The sequence below is a fragment of the Pseudomonas sp. D4002 genome, assembly GCF_013385665.1.
Taxonomy (GTDB): domain Bacteria; phylum Pseudomonadota; class Gammaproteobacteria; order Pseudomonadales; family Pseudomonadaceae; genus Aquipseudomonas.
Genome location: NZ_JACAPN010000030.1, coordinates 118,156 through 133,028 on the forward strand (window position 1 = coordinate 118,156; position 14,873 = coordinate 133,028).

The following is a 14,873-nucleotide window of genomic DNA, read 5'->3' on the forward strand; positions in this document are numbered from 1 at the left end:
GCAGCTCGATTAAATTGTTCGGAGCGCCGTCTGAGTATCTGCGTCCAGTTCAGATGCTCGGTTACTACCCTGACGAAGTCCTCAAGCGCTAATTTTAGCTCGATGAAGCACGCCTAGCCGAGCAGAGCATCCTAGTGTCACAGGCCATTTGAACGGCCTCTGACTGCTAACATTCCGTTGGCAGCCAGTCGGATAATGGCCGTAACGTTGGGCCTCATAGTGGTGAGGCATTTTCAGACGATATAGCCACTTATGCCGTCCCACAGAAGTTTTACCGCCGTGACTACGAGCAGGCAGTAGCAGGCAAGGTACATCTGGCGTTGATCCAGCTTGGTGTGCAGTCGCCAGCCCAGCCAGACACCACTTGGAACTGCTAACAGGCAGATGACCATCAGGCTTAGCACGTTACCGGTGGGCCTGGCTAACAGCAGCCAAGGCACTGCCTTGAGCAGATTGCCTACGGTAAAGAACATGCTGGTGGTGCCGGCATAGGTTTTCTTGCTTAGACCGAGCGGCAACAGGTACATCGCTAATGGTGGCCCACCAGAATGCGCGACCATAGTCGTGATCCCAGAGGTGACGCCTGCGGACACCGCCTTGAGCGATGAGCGCTGGCTGACCCTGATTTCCCCACCGGTTTTGAACCAGAGGCCGACAAAAATCAGGGTAACCGCCGCCATCACTAACGCGACTGCGCGGTGATCCATGACGCGAAAGAGTAGATAGCCGACACCGATGCCGACAATCAGACCTGGTAACAACAGCACCAAGTCGGGTTTAGACCAAGTGGATGGCTTCCAGTAACGCAGGCCGAACAGGTCCATCGCGATAAACAACGGCGCTAGCAGTCCGCCGGCTGTGAGCGGATCCATCACCAGCGACAGCAGCGGAATGCCGACAATGGAGAAGCCTCCACCGAAGGCACCTTTCATAAAGCAGATCAAAAAAACTCCGGCGAAGGTCACCAGAATCGTGGTGGTGGTCAACTCAAGGTCCACGGTGCTGCCCCCTGATCCGGCTGCTCAAGGTTGGCCAGCATTATCGAAGAAAGCTCAACGTGCCCGCGCTCGCGCAAGTGCGCGATCGCAGACAAGCGATCAGCGTGCGACTTGTTTTGATTGAGCTTGCGCTTGCATTCAACGCACTGCATTTCGATCTCGATACCGACGACTCTCGACACCATCTCGTCCAGATATTCACGCGGCGCATCGCCCATCTTCCAGGGCTTGATCTCCTTGGACTCCTGGTGGCGAGTCAGCAGGGCCAGGGTGCGGCGCAGGAGTTTTTCTTCCGACATCACGTGCATGACGCCATGCACATGCACCACCTCGTAGTTCCATGTGGGAACCTGGCGATGCGTTTCGTGCTTGGACGCAAACCAGTTGGGCGAAATGTAGCCTTCTGCCCCCCTGAAGATCACCATAACAGGCGTGCTGCCGGCGCAACGTTGCCACACAGGATTGGCGCGGGCCACATGAGCGGTCAGCAACCCGTATGTTCCGTGGCCGGTATCGAGTTCAAAGGGAATGTGGTCCGCATCCATGCCGGATTCACCCTCAGTCACGAGGATGCCCAGCGGATTGTCGCGGATAATTCGGTGCAACTGTTCCGGGCGGTGCTCTGCGAAGTGTTCGGGAATGTACATGGGATTTCACTACGGATTGTTGGGAGTCCATAATGTCGACCACGACCTGCATCATCGAAAGTGCCAGTTTCGAGGTTTTTCCATGGGCCAGTTTTCAGCCAATCCGGATGCATTTTCCCGCGGCGCGCAACGTCGGATCTATGCCAGGCTGCGCGCGCAGATAGAAGACGGCACGCTTGCCGCCGGCACGAGGCTCATGTCGACGCGGGCAATCGCGGCCGAACTCGGCGTGTCGCGAACCACGGTAACGGCGGCTTACGAGCAACTGGCGGCCGAAGGCTTTGTCCTGACATCAGTGGGCAAGGCCGCCACGGTAGCGAGCATAATCAGCACTCAATCCGGGCATGCCCAAGGGGACTCGGCGCAGCAAAAGGAACTGCCGCCAGTGCTTTCCCTTTACGGGCAACGAGTGGCCATCATGAAGCCGTACAACATGGCGTCACCCCAAGCCCGCATCGATTTCAGGTACGGCTCGGTCGCTACCAGGGATTTTCCGGCGCTGGGTTGGCAGCGCGCCTACCGTTCCGAACTAGTCAAGCGTCAACCGAGCCTCGCTTACGGCCACCCCGAAGGGGAAGAGCGCTTGCGCAATGCGCTGCAAGGTTATCTGCGACGCGCACGCGGTCTGGCGTGCGATGCGGATCAAATACTCGTAGTGCATGGCTCGCAGCAAGGACTTGACCTGTGCGCCCGGCTTTTGCTGAACCCGCAAGATGCATTCGTCTTCGAAGAGCCTGGCTACCGCATGGCCAGATATTGCTTTGAGGCCACGGGCGCGACGGCGTTGCCCATACCCGTCGATGCCTCTGGACTGGATACCAGTGCTCTGCCGGAAGGTGATCGCGTGCGCCTGGCCTTTGTCACTCCGTCGCACCAGTTTCCCATGGGGGCGGTGCTTCCTGTCGCACGTCGCCTCGAACTGCTGAGTTGGGCGAGGCGACATCGCGCGTGGATCATTGAGGACGATTACGGCGGCGAGTTTCGCTATGGCCAGCGGCCCATCGACGCACTGCAATCCATGGACGCAGATGCTCGCGTCATTTATGTCGGAACGTTCTCCAAGGCACTCTCACCGCAACTCAGGTTGGGTTATCTGGTTCTTCCACGCGAGTTGGTTCACGTTTTCCGTGAAGCAAAACGGCTGACCGATCGACACTCACCGCGCTGGGAACAAAACGTGCTCGCCTCATTGATCGAAAGTGGAACCTATGAGCGTCACGTTCGCCGCCTGCGGCGGGAAAATGAACTGCGGCGAAGGGCATTACTGGAGGCTTTTGAACAGCATCTGGCGGAATATGGGCAACTGGCCGGCATGGCGGCGGGCTTACACGGCGTATTAACGCTACCCGCGCTTCGCGCTCAGGATGAGCCGACGTTGCAGGCGATAGCGCTCGAACGCGGGGTTGGCGTATATCCGCTTTCGCCGCTGTTTGCCGAACCCACGTCGGTAGAATACGAGCGACCGGCAGGGCTCATTTTGGGCTATGCCGGCCTGACAACGCAGCAGATTCATGAAGGGATCGGCATTCTTGGCACGGTGGTTCGGGAGGTTGAAGAGCTTGGGGCTCGGTCCGGATCAGTGGATGACTATGTCATCTAATATGCGGCTCGAACACGAGCAAATTTACAAGGTAGAGATAAGGCGAATAAGAAAAAGTGGTCGGCTTGAGTGACTGCTAAGGGTGGAAAATGGTTCTGGACGGAGGGACCGCTATTGGCCGATTGCAGCCCATCGTGACGGGTAGCTTTTTGAAAACTGGCCCCCATTATCGGCCCCAATTTTTCGATGCTGATAATTGGCTACTTTTCCCCGGAAAACCTCCTGGCTTGGGTCGAAGTCGTCGATACAACTACCACCGCCTCCACCACGCTTTCTGAGCAACCACCTCAGGCTTCAGCGAGGCGATCTTAGAGCCAGCAATCTTTACCGGTGCGACGTCCAGACCATCGAAGCTACCTAGACCCAGAGGGGGGCTTTCTGTTTGTAGAAAGCGAGTGGTTTCTGCTGAAGCCACCGCATGCAGTAACGACGAGGGCATTATATTCCGACTCAAGACGTGAATGCCGCTCTCTGGGTCATGCAGACCACTTACGTCGGCGCCTTCAACCCCATCTATCAGAAGCGGCTGGATCATGACCGTGCCAAGCTCGTAGGTGATATCCAGATCACCGCAAACGCAACGCAGCCTTTGCAGTTCACCATTCGACGATACACACACAAAATCCAACCCGTCGTCATCCGTGCAAAAGCTGCAAACGTGTAATTGAAGGCTTTTACTCAGCGCTAAATTCACATTCAGGAAAGCTCTCTTGAAGTAGTCGGCTAGCTGAGCATCCTTAAGCACTTTGTATATCCGCGATAGCGCTGCCAATTCTTGAGGGAGCTCAAGCGGTACATCCTTGATGGGTGGCATAGACGTAAAGGGCCATTTCCGTTCTTCGCCAGCCTTGAACGTGTCTAAGTAGAACGACGTGGCGTTTTCATCCTGGTGCAATGACCAACCAATGCTCACCGGCAACGTAGAAAGTGGTTCTAACTCCGGCTTCACATTCATCGCGTGAGCAACGACAAGGTACCCCATTGTTTAGATCCTTCAGGTACAGGGCTGAATCGCTCCAAGCATAGTCGATACTTGAGTGTGTGCTATTGGCCGATAGCATTCGCGCATGGCCGAGAGCTGACTCAAACAGCCTGAAAAATTCCGGGGATTGAAAATGGAAGAAACGCTCTCTTCGATATTTATGCACTAAAGGAAAACCCATAAATATGAATGGGAAAACCGTAGTTGCGATCATCAACCCCGATTTTTCCTAGCCGATTTACAAATGTTAACTCCTTCAACTGGCTATTGGCTTTAGGCTTCGAATCACAAAGTCCGATCGGACCCAATCAGCTCTAAGACGACTCTACAACCATGAATCTGCACGCCATCGCCGCGACGCTTTTTGCGTTTTTCACACTGCTTCCTTCCTCAGTGCACGCCGCGACACCCATCGCCCATGTCGCTATCTACCGAGGCCCGGCGGGCTGCGAGGGATGTTCAGAGAATGTCAAAACAGCCCTGCTGCGCGTCCGCCCGAATGCGCAGATTGACTTTGTAGGTGCCGATGAATCGATCGACATCACGCCGCAAAGCCTCGCTCGTTATGACCTCTACGTTCAACCGGGTGGCGGTCAGGACATCCCTGCGGCGCTTGATAGTTTGGGGGATGCGCGGGTGCAGGCCATTCGTGACTTTGTCGCCCAGGGTGGGCGCTACCTGGGGCTTTGTATGGGTGCTTATCTGGCCGACGACAGCAACTTTGGCCTGATACCCTACGACCTTGATTCAGAGGCGGGCAGGCCTGGGTTTGAGGTCGCGGGCATTGCGGACGCGGCGGTGCAGGTTGTGTGGGATGGGAAAGCCGATAGCGTCTTTTATCAGGATGGGCCTTACTTCCCCAAGCCTGACGCGACCTCGCCTTCTTCAACCATTGCGACCTACCGGAATGGTGATGTGGCGGCAGCGCGTTACACCTATGAAAACGGGATAGTGGTGCTGAGTGGCCCGCATCCTGAGGCGGATCGGGAGTGGTTCGAGAAGGCGAATATTCCCTTGAGCGAGATGCCGCGGGGTGAGCTTTTTGGGGCGTTGGTGCGCAGCATTGAGGGGCACAGGTAGGGGGCGATGATGACTTCCGGATTTCAGCTGGATGCTCCAGCCAACTGAAAAAGTCATATGGCCGCCAGCTATTTACCCAGGTTTTGATTCATCAAATTGTCCAGTACGGGAAGTTTGGTGGCCGCCTGCCATTCGCGTAAATGCTTGCAGCCTTCATCATTGAGCTCGGCAAGGTTGCTGCGAGCGTCGCATATCGTGAACCACTTCTGCCGGAGAGATGGATACTTTACAAACTCTTCCCGGGTTGGGGGTTGGTTAGTGGACAAACGCAGAACTGACAGCACTAAAAGTGCAGACACTCCGATACCGATAGAGCCGTTTTTATAATTCATATCAACTTCCGCCAATGAGAAACCTAACCCCACAGCTGAACTAATGACCGCTGTTAACTGCTTGGGGCGTTGGTCGACTATAAGAAGAGAAATGGATCGATAAAAGATCCATTTTCGACATATCTCATAGGGCCATTTATTCACAAGGTGGGGAAATCAGAAAAAATCGGGGCAGTCTACCGAACGCTCGGGCAATCACGAAGCTGCCGACGAACCTGGCGCACGTCGAGCAAAACTCAGCCCAACTCGCGCCCCAAAAACGGCGCCGTCCGGCTGCTCTTGCTCTTCGCCACCTTCTGCGGCGTGCCACTCACCACCACCTTCCCGCCTCGATCCCCGGCCCCCGGCCCGATATCAATCACCCAATCACTCTGCGCCACGACACGCATTTCATGCTCCACCACAATCACCGTGTGCCCCGCCTCCACCAGATGATTCAACTGGCTCAACAACCGATCCACATCCCGCGGATGCAGCCCGGTCGTCGGTTCATCCAGCACATACAACGTCGCGCCCCGGGCATTGCGTTGCAGCTCGGTCGCCAGCTTGATCCGCTGCGCCTCCCCACCTGACAACTCGGTCGCCGGCTGGCCAAGGCGCAAATAACCCAAGCCAATATCCCGCAGCACTTGCAGCGAGCGCAGCACACCCGGCTCTTCGGCAAATACCTCTACCGCCTGTTCAACCGTCAGCCCCAGTACCTGGGCGATGGTCAGCCCTTCCCACTTGATTGCTAACGTTTCCGGGTTGTACCGCGCCCCGTGGCACGTCGGGCATGGCGCGTACACGCTGGGCATGAACAGCAATTCAACGCTGACAAACCCCTCGCCTTCGCAGTTCGGGCAGCGGCCTTTGGCGACGTTGAAAGAAAATTGCCCAGCGTCGAAATGGCGCTTTTTCGCCGCGGGTGTGGCGGCGAACAGTTTGCGTACGTTGTCGAACAGGCCGGTGTAGGTCGCGAGGTTGGAGCGCGGTGTGCGGCCAATGGGTTTCTGGTCCACCTGCACCAGGCGGCGGATGTGTTCCAGCCCGCCGCTGATACGGCCGCCGCTGGTTTGCGGGGCGTCGTCTTCGAGGCTGGGTTCGTCTTCGGTTTCCACCACGCGGCCCATGCCTGCGCCTACCAGTTCCAACAGCGCCTGGCTGACGAGGCTGGATTTGCCCGAGCCGGAAATGCCGGTGACGGCGGTGAAGCAGCCCAGGGGAAAGTCCACGCTGAGGTCGTTGAGGTTGTTGCGCGTGACGCCTTCCAGGCTCAGCCAGCCGGTGGGTTGGCGCGGTGGTTGGCTGACCGGGCGCTTTTCGGCGAACAGGTATTCGCGGGTTTGCGAGGCTTCAATCTGTGCGAGGCCGGCGGGTGGGCCGCTGTACAGGACTTGGCCGCCGTGTTCACCGGCAGCCGGGCCGACGTCGATCAGCCAGTCGGCGCGGCGCATGGTTTCGAGGTCGTGTTCCACCACGAACAGCGAGTTGCCGGCGGCCTTCAGGCGGTCGAGGGCGGCGAACAGGGCTTCGCCGTCAGCGGGATGCAGGCCGGCGGAAGGTTCGTCGAGCACGTAGATTACGCCGAACAGTTGCGAGCCCAGTTGGGTGGCCAGGCGCAGGCGTTGCAGTTCGCCGGAGGACAGGGTCGGTGTGCTGCGTTCCAGGGCCAGGTAGCCGAGGCCGAGGTCGGTCAGGGTGCTGACGCGTTCGAGCAGGTCCTGGGCGATGCGTTGGGCGGCCAGGCGTTTTTCCACGGAGAGCTTTTTATCGCCCTGCCCTTCGGCCACCGGTCGCAGCAGTTCGGCGAGTTGCAGCAGAGACATTTGCGACAGTTCGCCAATGTCCACGCCGGCAAATTTCACCGACAGCGCGGCCTTGTTCAGGCGTTTGCCTTCACACAGCGGGCACGGGCTGCCTTGCATGAACTGCGACACGCGCTTTTTCATCAGGGCGCTTTGGGAGTGGGTGAAGGTGTGCAGGATGTAGCGCCGGGCGCCGGTGAAGGTGCCCTGGTAGCTGGGCTCAAGTTTGCGTTTGAGGGCGTCGCGGGTTTGGGCCGGCGTGAAGCCGGCGTACACCGGTACGGTGGGGGTTTCTTCGGTGAAGAGGATCCAGTCGCGCTGCTTTTTCGGCAGGTCGCGCCACGGGATGTCGACGTCGTAGCCGAGGGTGACGAGGATGTCGCGCTGGTTCTGGCCTTGCCATGCCAGTGGCCAGGACGCCACGGCGCGTTGGCGGATGGTGAGGGAAGGATCGGGCACCATCAGGGCTTCGGTCACTTCGTACACGCGGCCCAGGCCGTGGCATTGCGGGCAGGCGCCCTGGGGCAGGTTGGGGGAAAAGTCTTCGGCGTACAGCATCGGTTGCCCCGCCGGGTAACTGCCGGCGCGGGAGTAGAGCATGCGGATCAGGCTGGACAAGGTGGTGACGCTGCCCACTGATGAACGTGTGCTGGGTGTACCGCGCTGTTGTTGCAGGGCCACGGCGGGCGGCAGGCCTTCGATGGCGTCGACGTCCGGTACGCCGACCTGGTCGATCAGGCGGCGGGCGTAGGGCGCCACGGATTCGAAGTAGCGGCGCTGGGCTTCGGCGTAGACGGTGGAGAATGCCAGCGACGACTTGCCGGAGCCTGACACGCCGGTGAACACCACCAGGGCGTCGCGGGGGATGTCCACGTCGACGTTGCGCAGGTTGTGTTCCCGGGCACCTCGTACCCGCACGAAGCCAGGGCGTTGGGTGGTGAGTGAGGTGTCTGGTGGCAGGTTGCGCTGGGAAGTCATGGGTAACCTTATCGGTGTGTTCAAGGCAGTGAAGATCAACTGTGGGAGCCGGGCTTGCCCGCGATGACGGTGTGCCAGTTACCGGATGGGGTGCCTGACACTCCGCCATCGCGGGCAAGCCCGGCCCCCACAGTGGTTTGGTGTTGCTGGCTGGATCTTCATTCGTCACATCATTCGGGAGGTCAGTACCGAGCGCACCCGTTGCGCCAAGTCATCCGGGCCATAGGGTTTGCTCAGCAGGTGAATGTCGTTGCCCAGCAGGTGGTTGCTGGAAAGAATGTCGCGGGTATGCCCGGAGGTAAACAGCACCGCTATCGCCGGCACTTGCCTGCGCGCCCACTCGGCCAGGTCGGTGCTTTTGACCCGGCCCGGCATCACCACGTCGGTGAAGATCAGGTCCGGTTGCAGGCCGGCCTGGAGCATCAGCATGGCCCGGTCGCCGTCTTCGGCGGTGAGCACGGTGTAGCCGGATTGTTCGAGCAATTCCACCGCGGCCGCGCGTACGCCTTCGTTGTCCTCAACCACCAGGATCGTCTCATGGCCGCCGGTGGGTTGTGTGAGCTCGACGGGCGCATCGTGGTTTTCCGGCTCTCCCAAATTGCGCGGGAAATACATTTGCACCACGGTGCCGCTGCCCTCCACGCTCTCGACCTCAACATGCCCGCCACTTTGGCGCACGAACCCAAACACCATGCTCAGGCCCAGGCCGGTACCGTGGCCATTCGGCTTGGTGGTGAAAAACGGTTCGAAGGCACGGGCCAGGATCGTTGGTGACATGCCGGCGCCGCTGTCGGCGACGGCCAGGCGCACGTATTCACCGGGGTTGATGCTTTTACCGGCGCAATCCGGAGGGTTGAGGATGATGTTTTCGCCGGTGATCCGAATCACCCCCTCGCCTTTCATGGCATCCCGGGCATTGATCGCCAGGTTGAGCAGCGCGTTTTCCAGTTGGTTGCGGTCGACGTTAATGCACCACGGATCCTGGGGCAGTTGCACATCAATGTGGATGGTTTCTCCCAGCGCCCGCTGCAGCAGCTCGCCCAGGCCTTCATAGATGCGCAGCGGGTTGTACACCGCCGGTGACAATGGCTGGCGACGGGCGAAGGCCAGCAGTTGCGAGGTCAGCTTGGCCCCACGTTCCACTGCCGCGATGGCGGCGCTGACCCGGCGCTGCACCTGGGGGTTGTCCGGCTCATGCCGGGCCAGCAGGTGCAGGTTGCCGGCGACCACTTGCAGCAGGTTGTTGAAGTCGTGGGCCACGCCGCCGGTCAGGCCGCCGATGGCTTCCAGCTTCTGTGATTGACGCAACTGTTCTTCGGCGGCGGAACGGGCCTGCACCTCCGCGGCCACGCGCTGCTCCAGGTTGTGGGTGAGTTCCTGGCGCAGGCGCTCGGAGATCATATGTTCGGTGGTCTCCACCACAATCGCCAGGACCCCGGCCGGTCGTTGGTCGTCGCCGGCCACGGGGCTGTAATACAGGTCCATCCAGACTTCTTCCGGGCGGCCGTCGCGCAACAGTTCCAGGGGCAGGTTGCGGTAGGACAAGGTGCCGCCAGCCAGGCAGGTGTCGACCACATTGCGGTTGAAGTCGGCGACTTCCGGCCAGCCCAGTTCCACCGGCGCACCCAGCAGATAAGGGTGGCGACCGCCGGCAAATACCGAATAGCTGTCGTTGTAGATCATGTAACCGGCGTGCCCCCACAGCATCACCATGGGCATGGGCGATGCCAGCATCATCTGCACCGCGCTGGTCAGGCTGGAGGGCCAGGCATTCATCGGGCCGAGGTCGGTGGTGGACCAATCGAAAGCACGAATCCTCTGGGCCATTTCCCCAGCCCAACCCTCACAGCCGTGGGTATTGGATAAAAACTGCATCGGTCGGCTCTGCAAAAGATAAAAGGTGGGCGGCAATGAAAACTTTGAGCCCGGCAGTGGCGGTTGGTTTCATCGCATATTGCTTATGCCGGCAGGAAGGAGCAAGGGCCGGCTCAGCGAAAGTCCCGGCTGCGCACACTGATGCCCGACAGCAACGGGGTCAGGTCGGTCAAGCGCCCGGCGATCAGGTGCCGAACCTCGCCCACCGCCTCCCAGCGGCCATCCACCTTGAGCAACCGCGAGCCCACCAGCGCCTGGCGTTGGCGCTCGGCCAAATCGCGCCAGACCACCACATTGATATTGCCGAACTCATCTTCCAGTGTGACAAAGGTAACGCCGCTGGCCGTGCCCGGGCGTTGTCGACCGGTGACCAGGCCGGCGACGCTGACGTTGCGGCCATGCTCAACCTGCAGCAATTCCCTGGAACTGCGGCAACGCCGCGCGCGCAGTTCATCGCGCAACAGCGCCAACGGGTGTGGGCCCAGGGTGGTGCCGACGCTGGCGTAGTCGGCATACAAATCTTCGCCGACTGTCGGTTGCGGCAGCTCCACCACCGCCTCTTCCGGGCTGGCGATACCGGCAAACAGGCCCAGTTGTTTCTGCACCCCGGCCACCTCCCAACGCGCCCGGTGCCGATGCCCGGCCAGGCCGCGCAAGGCACCGGCATCCGCCAGCAGTTCCTGGGCGCGAGTGTCCAATTGGGCACGCTCGCCCAAGTCGGCAATATCAAAAAACGCCCGGGCCTGGCGCGCCGCTTCGATACGCCGGCCGTCCTCTTCGCGAAACCCGGAGATCATGCGCAAGCCCATGCGAATCGCCGGTTGCTGGCCTTCGATCGGCTCAAGGCTGCAATCCCAGTCACTGGCCTGCACATCCACCGGGCGGATCTGCAAATGATGGCGACGGGCGTCCTGCAGGATCTGGTCCGGGCTGTAGAAGCCCATGGGCCAGCTGTTGATCAGGGCGCAGGCGAACGCTGCCGGTTCATGGCATTTAAGCCAGCAACTGGCATAGGTCAGCAAGGCGAAACTGGCGGCGTGGGACTCGGGAAAACCGTAGCTGCCAAAGCCCTTGATCTGCTCGAAGATCTGCGCGGCGAAGGCTTCGCTGTAGCCGTTTTTCAGCATGCCGGTGCGCAGGCGTTGCTGATGGGGTTCGAGGCCGCCGTGGCGTTTCCAGGCGGCCATGGAACGGCGCAGTTGGTCGGCTTCGCCGGGTGTGTAATCGGCGGCGACCATAGCGATCTGCATGACCTGTTCCTGGAACAGCGGGATGCCCAGGGTGCGTTCCAGTACGGACTTTAGTTCCGGCGATGGGTAGGTGGTTTCTTCCTCCTTGTTCCGCCGCCGCAGGTACGGATGCACCATGCCACCCTGGATGGGCCCCGGCCGCACGATGGCGACCTCAATGACCAGGTCGTAGAATTTTTCCGGTCGCAGGCGGGGCAACATCGACATCTGCGCCCGCGACTCAATCTGGAACACGCCGATAGTGTCGGCCTTGCTGATCATCGCGTAGGTTGCCGCATCTTCCTTGGGCACCGAAGCCAGGCTCAGGTCCCGGTTGCGATGGCGGCGCAGCAGGTCGAAGCAGCGGCGAATCGCACTGAGCATGCCCAGCGCGAGGATGTCCACCTTGAGCAGGCCCACGGCGTCGAGGTCGTCCTTGTCCCACTGGATGATGGTGCGCTCGGCCATGGCAGCATTTTCCACCGGCACCAGGGTGTCCAGCGGGTGTTCGGAAATCACGAAACCGCCGGGGTGCTGGGACAGGTGCCGGGGGAAGCCGATCAGTTGCTGAGTGAGTGTGAGCACCCGGCGCAGCACCGGGCTGTCGGGGTCGAAACCGCCTTCGCGCAAGCGTTCCAGGGGCGGTGCTTCGTCGCTCCAGCGCCCACAACAGTCGGCCAGGGCATTGACCTGATCCGGCGGCAACCCGAGGGCCTTGGCCACGTCGCGCACCGCGCCGGCGCCGTGGTAGCTGCTGACTACCGCCGTCAACGCGGCGCGGGTACGACCGTAGCGCTGGAAGACGTATTGCAGCACTTCTTCGCGGCGTTCGTGCTCGAAGTCCACGTCGATGTCCGGCGGCTCGTTGCGTTCGCGGGACAGGAAGCGCTCGAACAGCATGTTCATCAGGCTCGGGTCGATCTCGGTGATGCCCAGGGCAAAACACACCGCCGAGTTGGCCGCCGAGCCGCGGCCCTGGCACAGGATCGAACGGCTGCGGGCGAAGCGCACAATGTCGTGTACGGTGAGGAAATAGCTTTCGTAGCCGAGGTCGCTGATCAGTTCCAGTTCGTTATTGATCTGCTGGAGGGTCTTGGCGTCGACCCCTTTCGGCCAACGCTGGGCGATGCCTTGCTCGGTCAAGCTGCGTAACCAGGATTTTGCATCCTGGCCTTCAGGTACCAACTCCCTGGGGTATTGATAGCGCAATTGGCCGAGGTCAAAGGTGCAACGCCGGGCAATGTTCAGGGACTCTTCCAGCAAGTGCGCCGGGTACAGCGCGGCCAATGCATCGAGGCTGCGCAAGTGCCGTTCACCATTGGGATGCAGGCGCGCGCCGGCTTCGGCCACCGGGACGTGGTGACGGATTGCGGTCATGGTGTCTTGCAACGCACGGCGACCGCGCACATGCATATGCACATCGCCGCAGGCCACCGCCGGCAGGTGCAGGCTGGCGGCCAGGTTCAGGCGTTGCTCAAGGTGACGGGCATCGTTCTGGCCGCAATGCAGTTCCACCGCCAGCCACAGGCGATCGGTGAAGGTGCTGCACAGCCATTGGATATGGGCCTGGGTGTCGGTGTCTTCGACCATCCATAACGCGAGCAAGCCGTGTACCGCGGTGAAGTCTTCCTGCAGCAACCGGTAGTGACCTTTTCCCGCACGGCGACGGGCGATGGTGATCAGCCGGCACAGGTGTTGATAGCCTTCCAGGTTCTCCACCAGCAGCACCAGCTTGGGGCCGTTTTCCAGGCGCATCTCGCTGCCGATAATCAGCGGCAACCCGACTTCCTTGGCTGCCTGCCAGGCACGGACGATGCCCGACAAGGTGCATTCATCGGTGATCGCCAGCGCCTCGTAACCCTGCTGCCTGGCCCGTTCAAACAGCTCGCGGGCACTGGAGGCGCCCCGCTGGAAACTGAAGTTGGACAGGCAGTGCAGCTCCGCGTACTTCATGCAAACCAGCCTTGCAGCCACAGCGTGCCGCTTTCACCCACGGTGCGGTAAGCCCAGCCCTGCTGGCCGGCGCGGGTGCGCACCAGGTAGTAATCGCGGCGCACATCGGCGCCATCCCACCAGCCGGATTCGATGCGCTCCGGGCCCATCAGGATGTGTAGACCCTGCTCGGCCAGGGGCGTCGGTTCATGCAACAACCAGCCCGGGCGTTGCACGTTGTTTGAGGGTGAGCACGGGCGAAGATCAGCACCGGCTTGCCAGGCGCATTCTGGGCGGTGGTCGGCGTGAAAGCGCAGGCCTTGCACCGCTTCGTCCCCCAACCGCGCCCGCAGGCGTTCGCGCAGTTGTTCCCACGGCAGGGTTTGTTGCGGGCGCTCGTCGAACAGGTCCTGGCGCTGGGGCACAAACACCGGCAGGTCCTCGGCCACCAGGCGAAAGCCGCGCACCGGCGAGGTGACTTGCACTTGCTCCAGGCGCCCACGGGCCAGTTCGAACAGCATCGCCGCGTCACGCTCGGCGCTGAGCAGGCCGACCTTGATCACGCTGTCGGGCTCGGCCGCGTGCTCCAGGTGCAAGTCAAAACGCTGCACGCCACTGTCGCGGCCACACAGGAACGCCGACAGGTCGCCAGTCAAACGGCGCAAGGGAAACAGCAAGGCCTGGTGGGACAACACATCAAAATTCAGCTCGATGCGCACATCAAACCGGTCCGGCGGCTGGTAGAACGCCAGCGCCAGGGGCCGTTGGCCGCACAGTGCATCTAGGTGCTTGAGCAGCGCAGCGTCGAAGCGCCGGGCCAGGGTATGCCGAGGCAACGCCTGCACCTGGGCCAGGGTGCGCAAGCCCATGCGCGACAATGCGCTGGCGGCTTGCGGGTCGAGGCCGGCGCGGTCGATGGGGATCGGTGCCAGGGCGTGTTGCAGGTATTGCTCATCGGCCACGGCCAGGCCGTCGTAGGCATTCGCCAATATCCGCGCCGCCGCCGGGTTCGGCGCGGCGACGATGCGATGACGAAACCCCAGTTCGGTCAGCTCCTTGCGCAAGCGTGCTTCGAGCAACGGCCAGGGCCCGAACAGGCCCAGGCTCGACTCGATCTCGAACAGCAACGCCCGTGGGTAGAACACGCTGACCTGGGAGCTGAAACGGTAGGCCCAAGCGGCGAGAAACTGCTGCCAGTATTCGATCTGCGCCGGGTCGTATTCGGCGCAGGCGAACGCCTTGGTCAAGGCATGGGCCGCCGTCAGGGATTGGCCGGGGCGCAGGCCGAGTTTGCGCGCGGCGTCATTGACGGTTTGCAGCACCCGCCGCTGCGGCGTGCCGGCCAGCAGGGCCAACGGCTGGTCCGGTTCGGGGCGCGAACGCAGCACCCCGTCCAGCGCCAATTGCGGGAACACAATACACACCCAGCGCAT

10 protein-coding genes are annotated in these 14,873 nt (G+C 61.1%); 2 read left to right on the forward strand and 8 right to left on the reverse strand.

The window, feature by feature from the left end; translation table 11 throughout:
• Positions 1-233: 233 nt before the first annotated feature.
• Positions 234-998, reverse strand: coding sequence for a sulfite exporter TauE/SafE family protein (locus tag HX824_RS22025; RefSeq protein ID WP_003210527.1), 765 nt, complete (start codon positions 996-998; stop codon positions 234-236).
• Positions 983-1,645 (reverse strand): FMN-binding negative transcriptional regulator, encoded by a 663-nt coding sequence (locus HX824_RS22030; protein WP_177028433.1) that lies wholly within the window; start codon positions 1,643-1,645, stop codon positions 983-985. The genes HX824_RS22025 and HX824_RS22030 overlap by 16 nt, the downstream gene beginning before the upstream one ends.
• Here HX824_RS22030 and HX824_RS22035 point away from each other — a divergent pair.
• Entirely contained in the window at positions 1,644-3,245 is a 1,602-nt protein-coding gene (locus tag HX824_RS22035; protein WP_008432589.1) for a PLP-dependent aminotransferase family protein, read from the forward strand. The two genes, HX824_RS22030 and HX824_RS22035, sit on opposite strands and share 2 nt — an antisense overlap.
• 250 nt (positions 3,246-3,495) lie before the next feature.
• Here HX824_RS22035 and HX824_RS22040 read toward each other — a convergent pair whose 3' ends face one another.
• Entirely contained in the window at positions 3,496-4,227 is a 732-nt protein-coding gene (locus HX824_RS22040) for a hypothetical protein (RefSeq protein ID WP_177049856.1), read from the reverse strand.
• 333 nt (positions 4,228-4,560) lie between these two features.
• Between HX824_RS22040 and HX824_RS22045 the strand changes: the two genes are divergently transcribed.
• A complete protein-coding gene (locus tag HX824_RS22045) occupies positions 4,561-5,307 on the forward strand; it encodes a BPL-N domain-containing protein (protein ID WP_177055061.1) in 747 nt (248 codons plus the stop codon).
• A 68-nt stretch (positions 5,308-5,375) separates the two neighbouring features.
• Here HX824_RS22045 and HX824_RS22050 read toward each other — a convergent pair whose 3' ends face one another.
• The 5 genes from HX824_RS22050 to HX824_RS22070 form a co-directional block, all read right to left on the reverse strand.
• Complete coding sequence (locus HX824_RS22050) at positions 5,376-5,639, reverse strand: hypothetical protein (RefSeq protein WP_177049853.1); 264 nt, start codon at positions 5,637-5,639, stop codon at positions 5,376-5,378.
• Positions 5,640-5,875: 236 nt separating this feature from the next.
• Positions 5,876-8,404 (reverse strand): excinuclease ABC subunit UvrA, encoded by a 2,529-nt coding sequence (uvrA, locus tag HX824_RS22055; RefSeq protein WP_177049851.1) that lies wholly within the window; start codon positions 8,402-8,404, stop codon positions 5,876-5,878.
• A 165-nt stretch (positions 8,405-8,569) separates the two neighbouring features.
• On the reverse strand, positions 8,570-10,279 hold the full coding sequence (locus tag HX824_RS22060; RefSeq protein WP_023658732.1) for an ATP-binding protein: 1,710 nt from the start codon (positions 10,277-10,279) through the stop codon (positions 8,570-8,572).
• A 113-nt stretch (positions 10,280-10,392) separates the two neighbouring features.
• Positions 10,393-13,482, reverse strand: coding sequence for an error-prone DNA polymerase (locus HX824_RS22065; RefSeq protein ID WP_371316465.1), 3,090 nt, complete (start codon positions 13,480-13,482; stop codon positions 10,393-10,395).
• A complete protein-coding gene (locus HX824_RS22070; RefSeq protein WP_177049833.1) occupies positions 13,458-14,873 on the reverse strand; it encodes a DNA polymerase Y family protein in 1,416 nt (471 codons plus the stop codon). Before HX824_RS22070 ends, HX824_RS22065 begins: the two co-directional genes overlap by 25 nt.